This window comes from Stenotrophomonas sp. STEN033 (assembly GCF_056856655.1).
In genome coordinates, this window is record NZ_JBXFWM010000029.1 from 24176 (window position 1) to 44189 (window position 20014).

Below are 20014 nucleotides of genomic sequence, written 5' to 3' on the forward strand. Positions count from 1 at the left end.
AGCCGTGTTTCTCTCAAGGAGTATCGAGCAACTGGTTCAGCAGCGCGGCCAGTTGCTCACCTCCCAGGCGGAGTTGGGCCTCGGCAACCGGCTCCCACACAGCGGTATAGCGCTCGTCGATCTTGTGGCCGCTTGGATACAGGCCTTTGCGTGTGGCGATGCGGCAGGTCTGTTCGGCCCACAGCGCGGGGTCGCGCTGCAGATCCGGCGCGCGCCGGGCGGCCGGTGCCGGTAACGCCAACAGCCGCTGCAGGAATTGATCATCGTTGAGCTGCAGCGTGTAGAACATGCCACTGTCCCAGACCGAATGCAGGTTGGTACCGCGGCCGTTGAACTGCAGCTGATAGGTATTGCCGCCGCGATCGTGGCCATAACCGGCATGCAGGGGCTGGTGCAGATCGCCGACCAGGTGCACGACGAATTTGAGCGCCTGCAGGCGTTCGCGATCATTGAGTTGGCGATTGGCCAGCAGCGCGCTCTGTTGCTTCAGGGCCCCCACCACACAGTCGTCATTGCGGCAGTGGGTGGGCGGAGAGAAGATGCAGTCTTCTTCTGCCATGTTCACGTAGTGCCAACCCGCCGACTTCTTGCCGAGGTCGGGGTCGTTGGCACGCAGCTGGTCGGCCCATGGGGCGATATTGCTGAGGGTCGCACCCGGCTCACTGGCCAGCAGGCGATCAATTTCGACCCTGGCCTGTGGATCCAGGCGGATTTCGGCAATGCGCGCGACCAGGCGGTGGCCCTGCGCGCCCCACGCCAATGCCTGGCCGGGGAGGGTTGCGATGACGGTGGTGGCGATGCCCAAGGCTGGCATCAGTAGACGGTGGAGCTTGTTCATGCCGCCATTCTAACGGCTGCAGTGCCCGCCGCTGCGTGCGCCAGATGGCGAAACACGCCCCCGGCGGTGGCCGGGGACGTGCTCGTTGGGGGAGGGTAATGCTCAGCTACCCATCGACAATGGCCAGACTCAGAACTTGAAGACGTACGCCACGCCATACACCAGCGGATCGATCTTGGCGGTACCCAGCTTGTTGCCGTTGACCTTCACCTTGGTGTCGATGTCGGCCCAGCGCATGTCAACGCGCAGTGCGCCCTTGTCGCTGACGGCGAAGTCCAGGCCGGCGTGGGCAGCCAGGCCCCACGAGTCTTCCAGCTTCAGCTTGGTGCCGGCCAGCGCGCCCTTGCTGTCGGTGCTGAAGAACTTGGTGTAGTTCACGCCCAAGCCGACGAACGGGGTGACCTTGCTGCTGTTGGCGAAGTGGTACTGCAGCGAAACCACCGGCGGCAGCTGCTTGGTTTCGCCGACCTTGCCGACGCCGTCGATGCTGACGTCGTGCTTGAACGGCAGTGCGCCCAGGACCTCGATGCCGACGTTATCAGCGACGAAGTATTCAAAGGTGATGGTCGGCTTGACGTCGCTGTCGACCTTGGTGGACAGCTTGCCCAGACCCAGCGCGGCGCCATTCAGATCGCCCGCATCGGACTTCGGGTCAACCGCGTGGACGCCGACGCCCAGGGTCCAATCGCCCTTGGACTGGGCCATGGCGGGGGCGGCGGCAGCCAGGGACACGGCGGCGGCCATGGCGGAGAGCAGCAGGGCGGAGGTCTTGCGCATGTGTAATTCCGTTGCTTGGTGGAGGTGGCGCCAGTGTCCGGTCCGCGCCCGGGTACCGCTTTGATCCTGATCAAACAGGTGTTTGCGCTCAGCTGGCGCTCAGCTGGGGAGGTTCGGCGGACGGCCACGGGGTGGGCAACTGTCCTGCTAGAATGGCGTCCCCTTTCCACCCCCGCCGCAACGGTTTTGCGGCTGCAGGAGCTTGTGAACATGGCAATCAAGGTCGGCATCAACGGTTTCGGTCGCATCGGACGCAATGTGCTGCGTTCGGCAGTGTTGAACTTCGGCAACGACATCGAGATCGTGGCCATCAATGATCTGCTGGAGCCGGATTACCTGGCCTACATGCTCAAGTACGACTCCGTGCATGGCCGTTTCAAGGCCGACGTGGAAGTGTCGGGCAGCGACCTGCTGGTCAACGGCAAGAAGATCCGCCTGACCCAGGAGCGCGATCCGGCCAACCTGAAGTGGGACGAAGTGGGCGTGGACGTGGTGATCGAATCCACCGGCCTGTTCCTGACCAAGGAAACCGCGCAGAAGCACCTGGACGCGGGCGCCAAGAAGGTGATCCTGTCGGCCCCGTCCAAGGACGACACGCCGATGTTCGTGTTCGGCGTGAACCACAAAACCTACGCTGGCCAGAGCATCGTCTCCAACGCCTCGTGCACCACCAACTGCCTGGCCCCGCTGGCCAAGGTCATCAACGACAAGTGGGGCATCAAGCGCGGCCTGATGACCACCGTGCACGCTGCCACCGCTACCCAGAAGACCGTTGACGGCCCGTCCAACAAGGATTGGCGCGGCGGCCGCGGCATCCTGGAAAACATCATTCCGTCCTCCACCGGTGCGGCCAAGGCCGTCGGCGTGGTGATCCCGGAACTGAACAAGAAGCTGACCGGCATGAGCTTCCGCGTGCCGACCTCGGACGTGTCGGTGGTTGACCTGACCGTCGAGCTGGAGAAGGAAGCCACCTACGCTGAAATCTGCGCCGAAGTGAAGGCACAGAGCGAAGGCGCGCTGAAGGGTATCCTCGGTTACACCGAAGACAAGGTGGTTGCCACCGACTTCCGTGGCGAGACCCACACCTCCGTGTTCGACGCCGAAGCCGGTATCGCCCTGGACGGCACCTTCGTCAAGCTGGTCAGCTGGTACGACAACGAGTGGGGCTATTCCAACAAGTGCCTGGAGATGGTGCGCGTCGTCGCCGCCTGAGCCACGCAATAGCTGCAAACAGAACGGGCGCCGAAAGGCGCCCGTTCTGCGTCTGAGCCCTCCCTTACGCCGAAGGCGAAGGGCACGGGATGCTGTTGCGCTTGCTCTGGCTCAAGCCCTCCCTTTCACCAAAGGTGAAGGGGAGGGTTGGGAGGGGTGCTTTGCTCTGGCGCTGGCCTGCGCTCCAGATCCGTAGCTCCGTAGCCCGGGTAAGCGCAGCGCACCCGGGATTGGAGAGGGTTGAAAAGCCTGCGGCAATGATCTGCACGGGAGGATGCCCCGGGTGCGCTGCGCTTACCCGGGCTACATGGCGTTGCAGACCGCACAATCGCTGCTCGGGCTTACTTCACCGGCGGCAACTCAATCGCATCCTTGCCCGGATGCTTGGCAAACCGCCCTTGACCAGCCGGATGCACGGGGCCATGGCTGGACCACGGCCAGCCACCAAACTGGGTACGCCCGTAATCCCGCCGCGCCTGCTCGATCTCCTCGGCGGTATTCATCACGAACGGGCCATAGGCCACCACCGGCGCACCGATCGGTACGCCCTGCAGCAGCAGGATCTGCACCACGTCATCGCCGCCGTTGTGCAGCGGCAACGCGCTGCCAGCAACCACTTCCAGCAAGCGCGGGCCGCTGATCGCATCACCCGCCACCTGCAGCTGTTTGCCGTCGTGGAAGTACAGCGTGCGGCGCGTGCCTTGCGCGTTCGCCGGCGGCAGGATCACCGAGGCACCGGGTTGCAGGGTGATCTGCCAGACCGCGACATCGGCCTGCGGATTGGCCGCCCAGGAACTGCGCCCAGGTGCCAGCGGCAACAGTTCGGCATGGCCCGGCTCCTGCGGTTCATAGCGCCCGGCAATCACCTTTACCTCGACGCCGTCGATGCGGTATCTGGGAATGTTCTCGTTCCACAGCATCACGAACTCCGGCTCGGCCATCTTGCTCTGCGGCGGCAGGTTCAGCCAGATCTGGTACAGGTCCAGCGGATTGCCGTGTTCACGCGAACGCAGCGGGAACATCTCCGAATGCTGGGTGCCGCCACCGGCAGTAAGCCACTGCACGTCGCCATCGCCGTAGCGCGCGGTGGCGCCCAGCGAGTCGGCGTGGTCCACCAGCCCCTGCGGCACGATGGTGATGGTTTCAAAGCCGCGGTGCGGGTGGGCGGGGAAGCCCGGCACGGTGACGCCGTGGTACATGCTGAAGCCGTCCTTGCCACTGAAGTCGTGGCCAAGTTCACGCCCACCCAGCTGACGCATATCCACGCCCTGTTCGGCGGTGGCCTGCGGATACTGATCCAGGTGATGGGCGCAGAACAGGAACGGATCGGTGCCTGGCCACGGGCGGCCCAGCGGTTCGTTGCGAAGGATCAGGGCGGACATCGGGGACTCCTTTGGGCGTGTGGGGAACGCGCCGGGCTGGCGCCGGGCTGCGTGGTCATGCTCTATTGATGGGTGCGCGGTTCCAGGCCACAAGGAGGCACGTCGATGGCAGCAAGTCACACCGGTGATACTGGACCAGCAGCGGGTGAAGACGCCGCGTATTGCCAGCAGATGCGTCTGCTGCTCGACCGCGTCGGCGAAAAATGGAGTCTGTTGGCGGTCATCGCACTGCGCGGACAAGCGCGCCGCTTCAATCAACTGCGGCGTGAACTGAGCGGTGTATCGCCACGCATGTTGGCGCGCACGCTGCGTGGCCTGGAGCGGGATGGGCTGGTCAGCCGGCGTGTTTATCCGACGGTGCCGCCACAGGTGGACTATGCACTGACCGCGCTGGGGCAATCGCTGCTGCAGCCGGTGGATGCCTTGCTGCAATGGGCTTGGGCACACCAGCCACAGATGGATCAGGCGCGCGCTGAATTCGATGATCGCCAGCGTGATGCTGGGGAAGTCTCGCTGCAAGGCTGATGCTGCCCACTCGACTACCAAACAGATGCCAGGGTTGCGGGGGATTGTTCGGTGTGGGAGCGGCGTAAGCCGCGAAGCTGGGGACGCTGAAGCCCTTGGTATCCATGCCATCTGATGAGGTGCCGGCTTCGCGGCTTACGCCGCGCCCACAAAAGTACGGTCTGGGGCTCAACGTGGCTCATACGCTTGGGCCAGCGCCATTGCACTGCCGGAGCGGGCGGAAGCTGACTGGGCGCATCTTGCGTTTTCAGGTGGCCCCGATAAGGTGATGCTGCACGTTCAGGTGCACAAGGATGATCAATGGACGAGGGTTGGGTGTTGTTGATAGTGCTGCTGGTACTGGCCGCACTGGCGATGCCGGTGTTGCTGGTGGCTGCCCTGGTATCGGTGTCCTCGCTCAAGCGCCGCGTGGCAGCGCTGGAAGAGCGACTGGATGCTGGCGAGACCGAAGCCGCACCTCGCAGGCAGCGCGCCGAAGCGATACGGCCCTACACCTGGGCGGAGCCCGAGCCTGAGGTCGATTCAGATCACTCCGCTGTCGAACCGGTGGCGGTTGCATCTCCATCGCATGCAGCCGAGCCCGTTGCTGCCTCGCCAGCGCCACCGCCGCTGCCGCCCAGGCCAGATCCGCTCGATCCACTGGCAGCCGAGCCGCGTCGCGAGCCGTCGCCGGAGCGGACCTGGACGCCTGCCGAGCCGGTGGAACCATCCGAACCCAACTTCATCGAGCGTGCGCTTGCCTACGCCAAGCAATGGCTGACCAGCGGCAACGTGCCGGTCAAGGTCGGCATGCTGGTGCTGCTGGCGGGCGTCGCCGCTTTGCTGAAGTATGCAAGCGACCAAGGTTGGTTCGTGGTGCCGCCGAGCCTGCGTTTGGCGGGCATCAGTGCCGCAGCCCTGGCGGGTCTGGTGTTCGCCTGGCGCAAGCGCGAGAGCCACCGCACCTTCGCCCTGGCGATGCAGGGCGGCATGATCGGCATCCTGTTGCTGGTGGTGTTTTCCGCCTGCAAGAACTACGGGATGATCGGAACTGGCGCTGCATTTGCATTGAGCGTGGTGCTGATTGCCGGACTGTCGGTGATGGCGGTGCTGCAGGAGAGCAGGACGCTGGCCATCCTCGGCGTTCTGGCCGGTTTCATGGCGCCGATCTGGTTGTCGGATGGCAGCGGCAACCATGTCGCCCTGTTCTCATACTACGCACTGCTCAACGCCGGCATCTTCGCCATCGCCTGGGTGCGGCCATGGCGCATCCTCAACCTGCTGGGGTTTGTCTTCACCTGGGGCATTGGCACGGCCTGGGGCGTGTTGAAGTACACCCCGGCCAATTTCAACAGCACCGAGCCGTTCCTGGTGCTGTTCTTCGTGTTCTATCTGTTGCTGCCATTGCTGTATGCCCGCAAGGCCAGTAGCGCCGGCAGTGCGCGTATCGATGGCTGCCTGCTGTTTGGTACGCCGCTGGTCGCATTCTCGTTGCAGGCGGCGTTGCTGCATGGTGATCGCATGCCCCTGGCGTTCTGTGCGTTGGGTGTGGCGGCGTTGTACGCAGTATTGGCACGCGCCTTGATCAACAACGCGCGCATGAATGTACTGGCGCGCGGCTACGCCATTCTCGCGGTCGGATTCGCCACCTTGGCGGTGCCTTTGGCCTTGTCGGCCAAGGCAACTGCATCGGTATTCGCGTTGGAAGGCGCGGGGCTGGTCTGGTTGGGCTTGACCCAGGACCGTCGACTGGCCCGTTGGACCGGTATTGGTCTGCAACTGGCTGCAGCCGCGGCCCTGGCGATTGGCGTGTCGGGCAGTCATCTCGGCGCGACGATTGCCATCGCCAACGCCGCCTTCATGGGCGCCTTGCTGATCGCCGTCGCCGGCTTCGCCACGGCATGGTGGTACCGAAGTGCAGGCAATCTGCAGGTCGCAACCGTTGCCTACCTGTGGGCGTTGGCCTGGTGGTTGGGCAATGTGATCCTGGAGATCGGCGATTTTGTCGAGGTCGACAGTCGCCTGCATGCGGTGTTGCTGCTGCTCGGCGTGACCGGCTGGCTGGCGGCGGAAGTGCAACGACGTGCGCCGGCGTTGGCGCTTTCCTTGACCACGCTGGCGGCGCTGCTGCTGGCCTTCCCGGTGGCCTTCCTGCAGGTGTCCGAATACGGCCAGCCGTTTGCCGGCTATGGCGCGGTGGCATGGGCGGTATTCGCGGCGCTGGGTGTGCGCAGCCTGATGTGCCTGCGCGCAGGCAGTGGTGTGGTCGCCGGGTTGGCGCAGCTGGCCTGGTGGCTGCTGTGGCCGACGGTACTGTCGCTGCTGGCCTGGCATATCGGCGACCGCTTCGCGCTGGCCGAGGGCTGGGTGGGCATGTTGCTGGCGCTGCCCTGGCTGTTGTTGGCCGTGCTGTCGATGTATCGCTGGACGTGGTTGTCGCAGCCGCTGGGTGCGGCCTTCGATCGCTATCGTGCGGCCTTGCAGGTGGCGGTGTTTGCTGCGCTGGGGCTGTGGTGGATGGGTTCGCTGGCCAGCGCCGGGTCGGCTGCGCCGCTACCTTGGATTGTCGTACTCAACCCGCTGGAACTGGCCGAGATCGCGCTGCTTGTGCTGCTGGCGATGCGCCTGCGGCAGAACGGCAGCGGGTCGGTATTGCCGATGCAATTGGTGGGCACGGCAGTCGCCGCGCTGGTGCTGGTGACGGTGATGACGCTGCGCGCCGTGCATCACTGGGGTGATGTGCCGTGGAGCGACAGTCTGCTTGGCACCAAATTGGCGCAGACCAGCCTGACCGTGGTCTGGAGCCTGCTGGGTGTGATTGGCTGGATCAGCGGCTCGCGGCGCGGCCAATGGGGTCTGTGGTTGGCGGGTGCGATCCTGATGAGTGTGGTGCTGGCAAAACTGCTGCTGATCGATCGCGGCAATCTTGGCGATCTGCTGGGTATCGGTGCCTTCATCGCCTACGGTCTGCTGTGCACCCTGGTCGGCTGGCTGGCGCCAGCGCCGCCACGACGCTCAGGTGCTGAAACAAACAATGAGGAAACAACCGTATGATCAAGCGCCTGCTGGTACTGGCGTTGCTGCCTTTCAGTGCTGTCGCAGCCGATGACTTTGCCCGGCAATGGCCGCTGCAGCTGTCGCAGCCGGATGCTGGCGCCTACCGGGTGCCGTTGGATGCATCCGTGTATTCGGCTGTGCACTGGCGCGACCTGCGCGATGTGCGGGTGATCGATGCCGATGGCAAGCCGGTGGCCAGTGTGGTGTACGCCGCCGCAGTGCCACTCGGCGGCGCAGTGCGTATCGCCCCGTTGCAATGGTTTGCATTGCCTGCGGCCAGCGTCGGCGGTGATGACGACCTGAGCGTCGTGGTGGAACGCGATACCGCTGGCAAAGTGGTGTCGATCCGCAATTCCGTGGGCGCGGCGCCTGTGGCTGGTAGCGCTGATCCGGTATGGCTGATCGATCTTGGTGGCGAGGCAGGCAAGCTGCACAAACTGCTGGTGGATTGGAGTGACGCCGCAGCGACGCTGGATCTTGGCTATCGCCTCGAAGGCAGCGACGACCTGCGCGGCTGGCAGGTGCTGGATCCGCAGGTGCGGCTGGTGCAATTGCGCAACCAGGGCAACGAGCTGCGCAGCAACGGCATCAAGGTTGAATCGGGCCTCCGCTATCTGCGTCTGGTCCCTCTGCAGCGCAGCGGCGCGCCGCAGCTGCAGGGTCTGCGGGGTGAATTCGCCGATGCGGTCGAGGTCGGCGACTGGCAATGGCAGGAATTGCAGGCGGCAGCCGGTGGCAATGGCCAGGATGGCTATCTGTACCGCCTGCAGGGTCGATTCCCGGTGCAGCGCCTGGATGTGGTGATGCCGCCGAACAGCGCGGTGAGCTGGACGGTATCCAGTCGCGATGAAGACCGCACGCGCGCTGACAACGGTGAACCGGTCTGGCAGACGCTGACCAGTGGCTGGAACGCGTGGAACCTGAGTCAGGCTGGCAAGCAACAGCGCTCGCCGCCGTTGGAGACCTCGGGCATCGTTGATGACCGGCAGTGGCGTCTGCAGGCCGAGCCTGGAGCGGTACCTGCTGCCGCGCCAGCGTTGCGTCTGGGCTATCGCCCCGGCAGCGTGGTGTTTCTTGCACAGGGGCGTGCGCCTTACCTGCTGGTTGCAGGCAGCGCGGATGAAGGCAAGGCGCAGGCAGCGTTGGACCCTATGTTGGCGGCCTTGCGCGCACACAACGGCGCGCAATGGCAGCCTGCCGCAGCGACGCTGGGGGTCGGAGTGCAGCGTGCCGGTGATGCTGCCTATCAGCGGGCCGAGGCACCGCGTGATTGGAAGAACATCGTGCTGTGGGTGGTATTGGTACTGGGTGCGTTGGCGGTCGCGGGCTTTGCGTTCAGCCTGATTCGCAGCAGCCGCGCAGAAAAGAAAGAGACCTGAGGTAGTGCCGAGCCATGCTCGGCAGAGGCTTTCCCGGTACGCCCGACCGACCTGACTCTCTCCCTTTCGCACAGCGAAGGGGAGGGCCGGGGAGGGGGGCTTTTGCTCTATTGGTTTATCTGCTTCGTGGCTGACGTCGCTTGTGTCTGCCAGATGAGTAAATTGCGGTTGAGAGCGGAGTGCGGCAGCCCGTTACGACGCGGTGCGTGCAAGCACGTGTAGGAGTTGGGGCGCCGCACGAACAGCTGATCGGATACGAGTCCGAACTGTACAAGCATGGGATCGGGGGAGCGCCCTCATTGTCAGCCTACAACAGGAGCCGATGATGAGCAGCTATGTGGGTATCGATGTCGCCAAGTTGGAGTTGGTGGTCCATGTTCTGCCGCAGGAGCAAGGCAGAATTTTTGCCAATTCAGCAGTCGGCTTGGCCGAGCTGGTGGTTTGGCTGCAGCAGATGCCGTGTCAGCGCATCGTCTTCGAGGCCAGTGGCGGTTATGAACAGGCCCTGCTCAAGTGCCTGTGTCCCCTTCCCGTAAACTTGATCCAGGCATTCTTAGAGGTCTCCGGGCAAACTAGCCCCAAGGAGACAGCCGATGCACAAGAGCAAATTCACTGAGAGTCAGATCGTTACGACGTTGAAGCAGGTTGAGGCTGGAAGGCAGGTCAAGGATGTCTGCCGTGAGCTTGGCATTTCTGAAGCGACCTACTATGTCTGGAAGTCCAAGTACGGTGGCATGGAAGCTTCTGACGTGCAGCGGCTCCGCGACGTTGAAGCCGAGCACGCCAAGCTCAAGCGGATGTATGCCGAGCTGGCGATGGAGAATCATGCGTTGAAAGACTTGATTGCAAAAAAACTTTAGACCCGGCCCACAAGCGCCCGCTCTTGGCCTGGCTGCAGGACCGCCACGGCTGGAGCGAATGCCGGGCCTGTGCGGCGATTGGAATGCCACGATCGACGGCACGCTACCGCCATCGACCGCATCGGGACGAAGAGGTTATCGCGTTATTGGCTGAGCTCTCTGGGCGTTTTCCGGAGCGCGGCTTCGGCAAGCTGTTTCAACTGATTCGTCGCCGCGGTTTGGTATGGAATCACAAGCGTGTCTGGCGTGTGTACTGCCTTATGAAGCTCAATCAGCGTCGACGAGGAAAGAAGCGTATTCCAACCCGACATCCGATGCCGTTGGTGGCCGGTGAGCCGATCAACGGCAGCTGGTCGATTGACTTCATGTCCGACGCACTTTGGGATGGGCGACGGTTCCGGACATTCAACGTAATCGACGATTTCAGCCGCGAGGCTTTGGCCATCGAAGTTGATCTCAATTTACCGGCTACATGGGTCATCCGCACTTTGGAACGAATTGCGGCGTGGCGCGGCTATCCCGCAAAGCTTCGCCTGGACAACGGTCCCGAATTCATCGCCTTGGCGCTGGCGGAATGGGCCGAGCGCAGGCGCATCGCGCTGGACTTCATCGAGCCAGGACGACCGATGCAGAACGGCTTCATCGAACGCTTCAATGGCAGCTTCCGACGTGGTGTTCTGGATATGCACGTCTTCCGCAATCTCGGAGAAGTACGCGAACAGGCAGAGCAGTGGTTGGCCGATTACAACACCGAGATACCTCACGACAGCCTCGGCGGGCTGACACCCGCCGAATTTCGTCAGTACCACGAACCGGAAACCTCTAATTTAGCCTGGTATTGAATTACGGGGAGTCGACACGGCTCTATAGCCGGAAATCCTTGCTCAGCAGGCCGTAGATGGCGCTGTCGCAGATTTCGCCGTTTACGTGCCAGCGTTCGCGGAGCAGGCCTTCGCGGACGAAACCGAGTCTTTCGACGAGGCGACAGGAGGGCAGGTTGCGTGGGTCGATGTCGGCCTCGATGCGGCGTAGCCCCAGGTTGTCGAACACGTAGCCCAACACGAGTTGCAGCGCTTCGCTGGCCAGGCCGCGGCCCTGCCAGTCGGGATGCAGGCTGTAGCCGATCTCGGCGCGGCCTTGTTCCAGGTTCAGGTAGAACACCGCGCTACTGCCAATCAAAAGATCACTGGTGGCATCCGCGATCGCCCATATCAGGATGTCCTCCTCTCGGCGCTGGCGCTGGATGTCGGCGATCTTCTGTTCGGCCTGTGCCAGTTCGGTCCAGGCTGGGTAGCTCCAGTAGCGCATCACCTGCGGGTGGCTGTGGATGGCGAACAGTGCTGGCGCGTCGTTGGCACGGACCTCGCGCAGGCGCAGGCGGGGGCTGGACAGCTCGGGTTGCGGCAGGCGTGGCGACATCCGGTGCACCTTGGGTTTGCCCCTGCAGGCAGGGCGGGCGAGAATTGCGGTTTCCCCACACTCTGCGGAGCTGATCCTGCCATGTCCATCGTTCGCATGACCGACCTCGACCTTTCCGGCAAGCGCGTACTGATCCGCCAGGATCTGAACGTGCCGATCGACGAGAACGGTCGGATCACTTCCGAGCAGCGCATCACTGCCTCGTTGCCGACCCTGAAGCTGGCGCTGGAAAAGGGCGCTGCGGTGCTGGTCACCTCGCACCTGGGCCGCCCCAAGGAAGGCGTGTGGAGCGAGGCCGACTCGCTGGCGCCGGTGGCCAAGCGCCTGTCCGAGCTGCTGGGCGTGGACGTGCCGCTGGTCAAGGACTGGGTGGACGGCGTGGACGTGGCCCCGGGCCAGATCGTGCTGCTGGAAAACTGCCGTATGAACGTGGGCGAGGGCAAGGACGATGAGGCGCTGTCGCAGAAGTACGCCGCGCTGTGCGATGTGTTCGTGATGGATGCCTTTGGTACCGCCCACCGCGCCCAGGCCTCGACCCATGGCGTGATTCGTTTTGCCCCGGTCGCGGCCGGCGGCCCCCTGCTGATGGCCGAGCTGGATGCGCTGGACAAGGCGCTGGCCAAGCCGGCGCGCCCGTTGCTGGCGATCGTGGCCGGCTCCAAGGTCTCGACCAAGCTGGAGCTGCTGTCCAGCCTGGTTGGCAAGGTGGATCAGCTGATCGTCGGTGGCGGCATCGCCAACACCTTCATCGCGGCCGAAGGCCATGGCGTGGGCAAGTCGCTGGTCGAGAACGACCTGCTCGACACCGCGCGCAAGATCGACGCCGATGCCAAGGCCCGCGGCGCCGAAATCCCGCTGCCGACCGACGTGGTGGTGGCACCGGCATTTGCCGCTGACGCCCCGGCCACGATCAAGGCCGTGGATGCCGTGGGTGCCGACGACATGATCCTGGATATCGGCCCGCAGACCGCTGCACAGTACGCCGAGCTGATCGCCAAGGCGGGCACCGTGGTCTGGAACGGCCCGGTCGGCGTGTTCGAGTTCGACGCCTTCGGCAAGGGTACTGAAGCGCTGGCCAAGGCCATCGCCAGCTCCAAGGCGTTCTCGATTGCCGGCGGTGGTGACACCCTGGCAGCCGTGGACAAGTACGGCATCGCCAAGGAAGTGAGCTATATCTCCACCGGTGGTGGCGCGTTCCTGGAGTTCCTGGAGGGCAAGACCTTGCCGGCGGTGGCAGCGCTGGAGGCTCGCGGCGCGTGAGCCGCGATGTGTTCTTCTTCGATCTCGACGGCACGCTGATTGACTCGGCCGTCGGCATCACCCGCTGCGTGGCCTATGCGCTGGAAAAGATGGACCAGCCGGTGCCGGCCGATGCCGAACTGCGCAAGTGGATCGGCCCGGCGCTGCGTACCAGCTTCACACCGGTATTCGGCGACGCTGAACGGGTGGAGCGGGCCGTTGAGCTGTACCGCGAGCGCTTTGACGTGCTGGGCTGGCAGGAGCATGCGATCTACGTCGGTATCGGCGAGGTCGTGCAGGGCTTGCATGCGGCTGGCCATCGGCTGGCGGTGGTCACCGCCAAGAACGAGCCGCATGCCCGTCGCATCGTCGAGCATCTGCCGTTCGGCAGCTGTTTTGAGGACATCATCGGCGCCACGCCGGACGGCTCGCGCAGCCACAAGCCGGAACTGATCGCCGAGGCCCTGCAGCGCCTGCAGCTGCAGCCGGCAACGTGCTGGATGATCGGCGACCGGCGCATGGATATCGAAGGTGCGCGTCACCACGGCATGCGCAATGTTGGCGTGCTGTGGGGGTTTGGCGGCCGCGAGGAACTGCAGGCTGCCGGGGCTGGGGCGGTGGTGGCTACGCCGGATGCGTTGGCGACGGTGCTGCGTGGCTGATTGATGGGCTTGGGGTTTTCGCGGCTCAGGTAGCCGGAGCCGCGAAGTCTTGAGTAAAGAAAAAGATTCGTCATTCCCGCGCAGGCGGGAATCGCTTTTGGCTTTTGACTCGGGATGTTGCGGCGAGTCGAAAAGGACGAAAGCCAAGAGCCCAGAGCCCAGAGCCCAGAGCCAAGAGCCAAGAGCCAAGAGCCAAGAGCCAAGAGCCAAGAGCCAAGAGCGATTCCCGCTTGCGCGGGAATGACGATCCGAGAGGCCTCAGGGGGAAGGCCCCGGACGTTCGCGCTGGTCGCGCCACTTGTCACACAATGTCCCCGGCGTGTCTCCAGCCAATTTCTTTGCTGCGAAGCAGCACAGAAATCTCTAAAGCCAACACGCAACAGCAACATTCGCGTGCTGAGCTATCCCCCTGGCGTATTGACCTGGGCAAGTCAGCCGCAGGTCCTGCGTTGTCATACCGTACGGTATGTCCAGATCGGCTGTCTGGCTTGTCTTTGGGACACAGCAGAAAGTGTCGTATGAAATCGTATGCGACATCGTTGTCATGCAATGGATGTGCTACTTTCGGCGGTCTACTAGGGAGACCACGCACAATGATTGAACGTCAGCGCCGCACCAAGATCCTCGCCACCCTCGGGCCGGCAACTGACGCGCCGGGTGTGCTGGACGATCTGTTCCGCGCCGGCGTCAACGTGGTGCGCCTGAACTTCTCCCACGGTGATCCGTCCGGCCAGGCCAAGCGTGCTGCCGATGTGCGTGCCGCTGCCCAGCGCGTGGGCGTGGAAGTGGGCATCCTGGCCGACCTGCCGGGCCCGAAGATCCGCATCGAGCGCTTTGCCGAAGGCAAGGTCATGCTCAAGGCCGGTGACCGCTTTGATCTGATCGCCAGCGCCAATGCGCCGGCCGGCGACGCCAGCCAGGTGGGCGTGAGCTACCTCGGCCTGCCGCAGGACGTGGGCCCGGGTGACGTGCTGTTGCTCGACGACGGCCTGATGCAGCTGCAGGTGGTGGAAGTGCAGGGCGAGCGCATCATCAACACCGTGCTCAACGACGGCGTGCTGTCCGACCGCAAGGGCCTGAACAAGCAGGGCGGCGGCCTGTCGCTGGGTGCGTTGACCGAGCGTGACAAGGAACTGATCGGCATCGTTGCCAAGATCGGCGTGGACTTCATCGCCGTCTCGTTCTGCCGCAACGCGCAGGACATGAACGATGCCCGTGCCATCGCCCAGCAGCACGGCTGCGACGCGGCGCTGGTGTCCAAGATCGAGCGCACCGAAGCCATCGAGAACCTGGAAGAGATCGTCGACGCCAGCGATGTGGTGATGGTGGCGCGCGGTGACCTGGGCGTGGAGATCGGCGACGCCGAGCTGCCGGGCCTGCAGAAGAAGATCATCAAGGCCTCGCTGGCGCAGAACAAGGTGGTCATCACTGCCACGCAGATGCTGCAGTCGATGGTCGAAAGCCCGATCCCGACCCGCGCCGAAGTGCTGGACGTGGCCAACTCGGTCATCGACGGCACCGACGCGGTGATGCTGTCGGCCGAAACCGCGGCCGGTGCCTACCCGGTCAAGGCGGTCGAGGCGATGGCCCGTATCTGCCTGGGCGCCGAGCGCCAGTTCCAGACCGAGACCGACTTCAATGCCTCGCCGCGCAACCTGGAACGTGCCGACCAGGCCATCGCCATGGCCACCATGTTCCTGTCCCAGCACGTGGGCGTGCGCGCCATCGTGGCGATGACCGAATCCGGTGGTACCGCGCGTTACCTGTCGCGCTTCCGCGCCAAGTCGCCGATCTACGCGGTCACCCGCCATGACGGTGCGCGCCGGCAGATGGCGTTGATGCGTGATGTGTTCCCGATCAACTTCGACAGCCGTGGTTTCACCCCGCGTGAAGCCGCGCGCGGCAGCATCCGCCTGCTGGTCGAGTCCAACCTGCTGCAGGCGGGTGATCGCGTGGTGTTCACCAGTGGCGAGCACATGGAAACCCATGGCGCCACCAACACCTTGCGCCTGCTGGAAGTGGGCAACGACGGCCGCGCCAGCGGTCTGGGCGACCTGTAAGCGACGCCAGCAACACGCCACCGCTCCGGTCAGAAGTTGATCGGAGCGGACAGGTTTTGTCCTGACCTGACAGCCTGAAACCGATTCCAGACCTTGCGGGCAGCCAGCCGGTGAGCGTGCCGGGCTATAATCCAGGTTTTCCCGCACGCTGTCACAGGAACCTCATGAGCATCGAACTGCTGGCTGAAACCGCCCAGGCCATGGTCGCCCCGGGCAAGGGCATCATCGCCATTGACGAATCCACCGGTACGATTGCCAAGCGCTTCGCAAGCGTCGGCATCGAGAACACGGAAGAAAACCGTCGTGCCTACCGCGAACTGCTGCTGACCACGCCGAAGCTCAACGAGCACATCTCCGGCGCCATCCTGTACGACGAAACCATCCGCCAGTCGACCAAGGACGGCGTGCCGTTCGCCAAGTACATGGCCGACAACGGCATGATCCCGGGCATCAAGGTCGACAAGGGTGCGCACCCGCTGGCCGGCTGCCCCGGTGAGTTGGTGACCGAAGGCCTGGACGGCCTGCGTGAGCGCCTGCAGGAGTACTACAAGCTGGGCGCGCGCTTCGCCAAGTGGCGTGCGGTGATCAACATCGGCGAAAGCATGCCGTCGGGCACCTGCATCGAGTCCAACGCCCACGCGCTGGCCCGTTATGCCGCCCTGTGCCAGGAATGCGGCCTGGTGCCGATGGTCGAGCCGGAAGTGATCATGGACGGCGACCACGACATCGAGACCTGCTACGAAGTCACCGAAGCCACCCTGCGTTCGCTGTTCGACGCCCTGTACCAGCAGAACGTGGTGCTGGAAGGCACCATCCTGAAGGCTTCGATGGTCATCCCGGGCAAGACCTGCGACGAGCAGGTGGATGTCGAGGAAGTGGCCGAGTCCACCGTGATGTGCCTGAAGTCGACCGTGCCGGCGATCCTGCCGGGCGTGGTGTTCCTGTCCGGTGGCCAGAGCGACGAGCAGTCCACCGCTCACCTCAATGCCATGAACCAGGTTGGCACCTTGCCGTGGCCGCTGAGCTTCTCCTACGGCCGCGCCATGCAGCAGGCTGCACTGAAGCTGTGGGCCAAGGACATGAAGGGCAACTACGCTGCCGCACAGAAGACCGTGTTCGAGCGTGCCAAGGAAAACGGCCTGGCAGCACAGGGCAAGTGGGAAGGCTGATACGCCAAGCTGCGTGAGTTGAACAAAACGCCGGCCAAAAGCCGGCGTTTTGTTTTGCTCTGCTTTTGTTTTTTTTTTGTGGGAGCGGCATAAGCCGCGAAGCTGATGCAAAACAAACTGCCACGTTGGCCGCAATTGCAAGCATCTTGGCGGCTGTAGCCTTGCCAGCTTCGCGGCTTACGCCGCTCCCACAAGCTCGGCGGCCTACAATCGGGTTTTGCTCTGGAATGATCCGATGCACCGCAGAATTGCGCTGGGACTATTGGCATCGGCCCTGACCGCATCCGCCTTCGCTGCGGAGCCACGCGATTTCGATATCCAGCACTATGCAACCAGCCTGGATCTGGATATCGCAGTCGGTCAGCTGCAGGGTGAAACCCTGGTGCGCTTCGACGCCACCGCCCCACTGCATCAGCTGGTCCTGGACAGTGGTGGGCTGGTCGTCGATTTGGTCACACAGAATGACAAGCCGCTCAGCTTCCAGCAGACCGATGGAACGCTGACCATCAGCCTTGCAGCGACGTTGACCGCGGGCCAGCAAGGCAGCGTACGTGTACATTTCCGCGGAGAACCGCGCTTTGGTCTGGAGTTCGCCGCCGAGCGCAACGAGGTCTACACGATATTCTCCACCAGCCAATGGATGCCGTCGGTGGACGCGCCGGATGAGCGCGCTACGTTGCAGTTGGCACTACGGCTTCCTCGCAACCTGCATGCGACGGCGGTTGGCGATGAGCTGCCATCGCGCCTGCTTGGTGATGGTCGCATCGAACACCGTTGGCAGCTGCGCAAACCAACGCCCGCGTTTGTCTATGGCTTTGTTGCCGGCCCCTACCAGCACGCACAGCAGGGGCGCCTGCAGTTCTATTCGAAGGACCGTTCCGAGGCCGAACTGCAGCAGCTGTTCGCCGCCACTGACGACATGCTCGACTTCTTCGCTGCACGCGCAGGCCTGGCCTATGAAGGCGACTATCGGCAGGCGCTGGTCGCCAACACAATCGGTCAGGAAATGGCCGGTCTGTCGGTGATGTCGGAGGCCTATGGCAAAAGCGTGCTGGATGATCCCACCCAGACTGGCTTGATGGCCCACGAAGCCGCGCATCAATGGTGGGGCGTACGCGTGACCTGTGCGAGCTGGGAGCATTTCTGGCTCAACGAAGGTTTCGCCAACTTCATGACGGCTGCGTGGTTACAGCAGGCGCAGGGCGAAGCCGCCTATCAGGCGATGGTGCAGGGCTGGGAGCAACGGGTGTTGGCGCTGCGTGAGAAGGGCGCTGATCGGCCGTTGGTGTATCCGGATTGGAACAAACCCAGCGCCGATGATCGTGCGGTGGTCTACAGGAAGGGTGCGTATGTGCTGCACCGTTTGCGCATGGAATTGGGCGAGGAGCTGTTCTGGCGCGGACTGCGCGAATACACGCAGGCCAATGATGGGCGCTCGGTGGTGACGGCGGATTTCCAGCAGGCGATGGAGCGTGCTGCCGGGCGCTCACTGCAGGGGTTCTTCGATGCCTGGGTTTATGGGGTGGGTGGTGAGTTGGGGTGATGGGCCTGCTGCCAAGAGCTACCCCTCCCCAACCCTCCCCTTCGCTGCGCGAAAGGGAGGGCAAAAGCGGCTACCTGCGATCTGCCCGACCTGCACAAACGGCCCCCTCCCTTTGCCGAAGGCAAGGGGAGGGCTGGGGAGGGGTAGTTTTTGCTTTTGCTTGGCCGTTGAGCAGCCAAAACCTCAATGCGCAGGCGCAAACCCACCCGCAAACGACGCCAGTACAGAGCCCGCCTGCTCCTGCGTCGGCGCAGCACTGGCCAAGGCCTGCTGATAGATCTTGAACGCCGCTGCGTTGTAGGCCACCAGCACGATCCGCGAAGGCCGCGTGTGGCTCTTTTGCCAGGTCATGGTCTCGGTGGCGGCAATGACCGCCGCCTGGTGCAGCGGGTAGCCGTACACACCGCAACTGATTGCCGGGAACGCGATCGATTCCAGCCCCATCTGCTCGGCCAGTCGCAGCGATTGCCAATAGCAGTTGGCCAATAACGCCGCTTCATCATGGCGGCCATCGCGCCACACCGGGCCGACGGTATGGAATACGTGCCGGGCAGGCAGGTTGTACCCGGCCGTTGCACGCACCTCCCCCGTGGGGCAGCGCACGCCTGCACGCAGCTCGGGTAGCTGCTCGCATTCGCGCAGCAGGCCGGGGCCTGCGGCCCGATGGATTGCACCGTCCACGCCGCCGCCGCCAAGCAGGGTTTCATTGGCTGCGTTGACGATGACGTCAACCGCCAGTTCGGTAATGTCGCCCTGCCAGACTTCAATGTTCATGGCCGTGATCTTCCATTGCGATGTATGAGAAAAATGTGATGGCTACCGCCGCGCCGGACACAGCTGCAGTCTGCGCTCTTGCCGTCTCATCCGGCGCGATTCGCGGACACAGAAAAGCACGAAGGCCGCATAGGCGGCCTTCGCGTTGCTGACGGGTTAAGTAACCGCGGTTACGGCAGGCCGGCCAGCCAGTCGTCGTCCGATCCCTCGTTGATATCGGCAAACAACGGCGTGGAGAAGTAGCGCTCGCCGGTATCCGGCAGCATCGCCAGGATCACCGCGCCGGCCTCGGCCTTGGCGGCCACATCCAGCGCGCTGGCGACGGTGGCGCCGGCGGAGATGCCGACGAAGATACCTTCCTCGGCGGCCAGCCGGCGCGAGGTTTCAATCGCGCGTTCGTCCTGGACCGACAGCAGCTGGTCGTAGACCTCGCGATTAAGTACTTCCGGCACGAAGTCGGGGGTCCAGCCCTGGATCTTGTGCGGGCTGAATTCCTTGCCCGCCAGCAGGGCGGCACCGGCCGGTTCGGTGGCGATGATGCGGGTGTCCGGGCGGGCCAGCTTGAGCACCTCGCCGACGCCGGTGAGGGTGCCGCCGGTGCCCCAGCCGCTGACGAAGTAGTCCAGCCGCTTGCCGGCAAAATCGCGCAGGATTTCGGCGGCGGTGGTCTGGCGGTGATAGGCGGGGTTGGCCGGGTTGGCAAACTGGCTGGCCAGGAACCAGCCGTGCTGCTGCGCCAGCTCCTTGGCCTTGCGCACCATGCCGGAGCCGCGTTCGGCGGCCGGGGTCAGGATCACCTTGGCACCATAGGCGCGCATCAGTTTGCGGCGTTCGATGGAGAAGGTTTCCACCATCGTGGCGACGAACTTGTAGCCACGTGCAGCAGCCACCATCGCCAGCGCCACGCCGGTATTGCCGGAAGTGGCCTCGACAATGGTGTCGCCGGGCTTCAGCAGGCCCTTCTTTTCGGCGTCGAGGATGATGGCAAGCGCCAGGCGGTCCTTGACCGAACCACCAGGGTTGAACGACTCGACCTTGACGTAGATGTCCACGCCGGCCGGGGCCAGACGGTTGAGCTTGACCACCGGGGTATTGCCGATGGTGTCCAGGATGCTGTTGTACAGGGCCATTGAAATCTC

17 protein-coding genes are annotated in these 20014 nt (G+C 63.9%); 11 read left to right on the forward strand and 6 right to left on the reverse strand.

Going from position 1 to position 20014, the window contains the following annotated elements; translation table 11 throughout:
- Nucleotides 1-13: 13 nt before the first annotated feature.
- Both AC1VXC_RS11510 and AC1VXC_RS11515 read right to left on the reverse strand, forming a co-directional pair.
- Nucleotides 14-838 carry a S1/P1 nuclease gene (locus AC1VXC_RS11510; RefSeq protein ID WP_481528161.1) on the reverse strand — a complete coding sequence of 275 codons (825 nt, stop codon included), beginning with the start codon at nucleotides 836-838 and terminating at the stop codon, nucleotides 14-16.
- Between the two features lie 129 nt (nucleotides 839-967).
- Complete coding sequence (locus AC1VXC_RS11515; RefSeq protein WP_282268944.1) at nucleotides 968-1615, reverse strand: OmpW/AlkL family protein; 648 nt, start codon at nucleotides 1613-1615, stop codon at nucleotides 968-970.
- 210 nt (nucleotides 1616-1825) lie between these two features.
- On the opposite strand from AC1VXC_RS11515, the gene gap reads away from it, so the two are divergent.
- Nucleotides 1826-2827, forward strand: coding sequence for a type I glyceraldehyde-3-phosphate dehydrogenase (gene gap, locus AC1VXC_RS11520; protein ID WP_282268943.1), 1002 nt, complete (start codon nucleotides 1826-1828; stop codon nucleotides 2825-2827).
- A gap of 341 nt (nucleotides 2828-3168) precedes the next feature.
- Here the strand turns inward: gap and AC1VXC_RS11525 are convergent, their stop codons facing one another.
- On the reverse strand, nucleotides 3169-4209 hold the full coding sequence (locus AC1VXC_RS11525) for a pirin family protein (RefSeq protein WP_481539142.1): 1041 nt from the start codon (nucleotides 4207-4209) through the stop codon (nucleotides 3169-3171).
- Between the two features lie 105 nt (nucleotides 4210-4314).
- On the opposite strand from AC1VXC_RS11525, the gene AC1VXC_RS11530 reads away from it, so the two are divergent.
- From AC1VXC_RS11530 to AC1VXC_RS11550, 5 genes are all read left to right on the forward strand, one after another.
- On the forward strand, nucleotides 4315-4734 hold the full coding sequence (locus AC1VXC_RS11530; protein WP_313173948.1) for a winged helix-turn-helix transcriptional regulator: 420 nt from the start codon (nucleotides 4315-4317) through the stop codon (nucleotides 4732-4734).
- A 300-nt stretch (nucleotides 4735-5034) separates the two neighbouring features.
- Nucleotides 5035-7767, forward strand: coding sequence for a DUF2339 domain-containing protein (locus AC1VXC_RS11535; RefSeq protein ID WP_481539347.1), 2733 nt, complete (start codon nucleotides 5035-5037; stop codon nucleotides 7765-7767).
- On the forward strand, nucleotides 7764-9149 hold the full coding sequence (locus AC1VXC_RS11540; protein WP_481539346.1) for a DUF3999 domain-containing protein: 1386 nt from the start codon (nucleotides 7764-7766) through the stop codon (nucleotides 9147-9149). Before AC1VXC_RS11535 ends, AC1VXC_RS11540 begins: the two co-directional genes overlap by 4 nt.
- A gap of 325 nt (nucleotides 9150-9474) precedes the next feature.
- Complete coding sequence (locus AC1VXC_RS11545) at nucleotides 9475-9765, forward strand: hypothetical protein (RefSeq protein ID WP_481528166.1); 291 nt, start codon at nucleotides 9475-9477, stop codon at nucleotides 9763-9765.
- Nucleotides 9743-10851, forward strand: a protein-coding gene (locus AC1VXC_RS11550) for an IS3 family transposase (RefSeq protein ID WP_481539345.1) whose coding sequence is annotated in 2 segments (ribosomal slippage) — nucleotides 9743-9995 and nucleotides 9995-10851 — 1110 coding nt in all. Because the reading frame shifts where the segments join, the coding sequence is not laid out codon by codon here. The genes AC1VXC_RS11545 and AC1VXC_RS11550 overlap by 23 nt, the downstream gene beginning before the upstream one ends.
- Before the next feature lie 22 nt (nucleotides 10852-10873).
- Here AC1VXC_RS11550 and AC1VXC_RS11555 read toward each other — a convergent pair.
- Nucleotides 10874-11428 (reverse strand): GNAT family N-acetyltransferase, encoded by a 555-nt coding sequence (locus AC1VXC_RS11555; RefSeq protein WP_481539344.1) that lies wholly within the window; start codon nucleotides 11426-11428, stop codon nucleotides 10874-10876.
- A gap of 81 nt (nucleotides 11429-11509) precedes the next feature.
- Here AC1VXC_RS11555 and AC1VXC_RS11560 point away from each other — a divergent pair, with 81 nt between their 5' ends.
- The 5 genes from AC1VXC_RS11560 to AC1VXC_RS11580 all read left to right on the forward strand — a co-directional run bounded on the left by AC1VXC_RS11560 (nucleotide 11510) and on the right by AC1VXC_RS11580 (nucleotide 18101).
- A complete protein-coding gene (locus tag AC1VXC_RS11560) occupies nucleotides 11510-12688 on the forward strand; it encodes a phosphoglycerate kinase (RefSeq protein ID WP_313173953.1) in 1179 nt (392 codons plus the stop codon).
- A complete protein-coding gene (locus tag AC1VXC_RS11565) occupies nucleotides 12685-13329 on the forward strand; it encodes an HAD-IA family hydrolase (protein ID WP_481539343.1) in 645 nt (214 codons plus the stop codon). Before AC1VXC_RS11560 ends, AC1VXC_RS11565 begins: the two co-directional genes overlap by 4 nt.
- 593 nt (nucleotides 13330-13922) lie before the next feature.
- The gene (gene pyk, locus AC1VXC_RS11570; protein WP_313173955.1) at nucleotides 13923-15389 is read left to right on the forward strand and encodes a pyruvate kinase; all 1467 of its coding nucleotides are present in this window, start codon (nucleotides 13923-13925) and stop codon (nucleotides 15387-15389) included.
- Between the two features lie 164 nt (nucleotides 15390-15553).
- Nucleotides 15554-16558, forward strand: a complete 1005-nt coding sequence (locus AC1VXC_RS11575; RefSeq protein WP_282271310.1) for a class I fructose-bisphosphate aldolase — start codon at nucleotides 15554-15556, stop codon at nucleotides 16556-16558.
- Between the two features lie 235 nt (nucleotides 16559-16793).
- On the forward strand, nucleotides 16794-18101 hold the full coding sequence (locus tag AC1VXC_RS11580; protein ID WP_481539342.1) for a M1 family metallopeptidase: 1308 nt from the start codon (nucleotides 16794-16796) through the stop codon (nucleotides 18099-18101).
- 183 nt (nucleotides 18102-18284) lie between these two features.
- Here the strand turns inward: AC1VXC_RS11580 and AC1VXC_RS11585 are convergent, their stop codons facing one another.
- Complete coding sequence (locus AC1VXC_RS11585) at nucleotides 18285-18875, reverse strand: O-acetyl-ADP-ribose deacetylase (RefSeq protein ID WP_313173957.1); 591 nt, start codon at nucleotides 18873-18875, stop codon at nucleotides 18285-18287.
- 170 nt (nucleotides 18876-19045) lie between these two features.
- Nucleotides 19046-20005 carry a cysteine synthase A gene (cysK, locus tag AC1VXC_RS11590; protein WP_313173958.1) on the reverse strand — a complete coding sequence of 320 codons (960 nt, stop codon included), beginning with the start codon at nucleotides 20003-20005 and terminating at the stop codon, nucleotides 19046-19048.
- Nucleotides 20006-20014 lie beyond the last annotated feature (9 nt).

Coding starts and splice junctions, on each gene's coding strand:
- AC1VXC_RS11510 (WP_481528161.1), bottom strand. CDS start 838: ATGAACAAGCTCCACCGTCTACTGATGCCAGCCTTGGGCATCGCCACC.
- AC1VXC_RS11515 (WP_282268944.1), bottom strand. CDS start 1,615: ATGCGCAAGACCTCCGCCCTGCTGCTCTCCGCCATGGCCGCCGCCGTG.
- gap (WP_282268943.1), top strand. CDS start 1,826: ATGGCAATCAAGGTCGGCATCAACGGTTTCGGTCGCATCGGACGCAAT.
- AC1VXC_RS11525 (WP_481539142.1), bottom strand. CDS start 4,209: ATGTCCGCCCTGATCCTTCGCAACGAACCGCTGGGCCGCCCGTGGCCA.
- AC1VXC_RS11530 (WP_313173948.1), top strand. CDS start 4,315: ATGGCAGCAAGTCACACCGGTGATACTGGACCAGCAGCGGGTGAAGAC.
- AC1VXC_RS11535 (WP_481539347.1), top strand. CDS start 5,035: ATGGACGAGGGTTGGGTGTTGTTGATAGTGCTGCTGGTACTGGCCGCA.
- AC1VXC_RS11540 (WP_481539346.1), top strand. CDS start 7,764: ATGATCAAGCGCCTGCTGGTACTGGCGTTGCTGCCTTTCAGTGCTGTC.
- AC1VXC_RS11545 (WP_481528166.1), top strand. CDS start 9,475: ATGAGCAGCTATGTGGGTATCGATGTCGCCAAGTTGGAGTTGGTGGTC.
- AC1VXC_RS11555 (WP_481539344.1), bottom strand. CDS start 11,428: ATGTCGCCACGCCTGCCGCAACCCGAGCTGTCCAGCCCCCGCCTGCGC.
- AC1VXC_RS11560 (WP_313173953.1), top strand. CDS start 11,510: ATGTCCATCGTTCGCATGACCGACCTCGACCTTTCCGGCAAGCGCGTA.
- pyk (WP_313173955.1), top strand. CDS start 13,923: ATGATTGAACGTCAGCGCCGCACCAAGATCCTCGCCACCCTCGGGCCG.
- AC1VXC_RS11575 (WP_282271310.1), top strand. CDS start 15,554: ATGAGCATCGAACTGCTGGCTGAAACCGCCCAGGCCATGGTCGCCCCG.
- AC1VXC_RS11580 (WP_481539342.1), top strand. CDS start 16,794: ATGCACCGCAGAATTGCGCTGGGACTATTGGCATCGGCCCTGACCGCA.
- AC1VXC_RS11585 (WP_313173957.1), bottom strand. CDS start 18,875: ATGAACATTGAAGTCTGGCAGGGCGACATTACCGAACTGGCGGTTGAC.
- cysK (WP_313173958.1), bottom strand. CDS start 20,005: ATGGCCCTGTACAACAGCATCCTGGACACCATCGGCAATACCCCGGTG.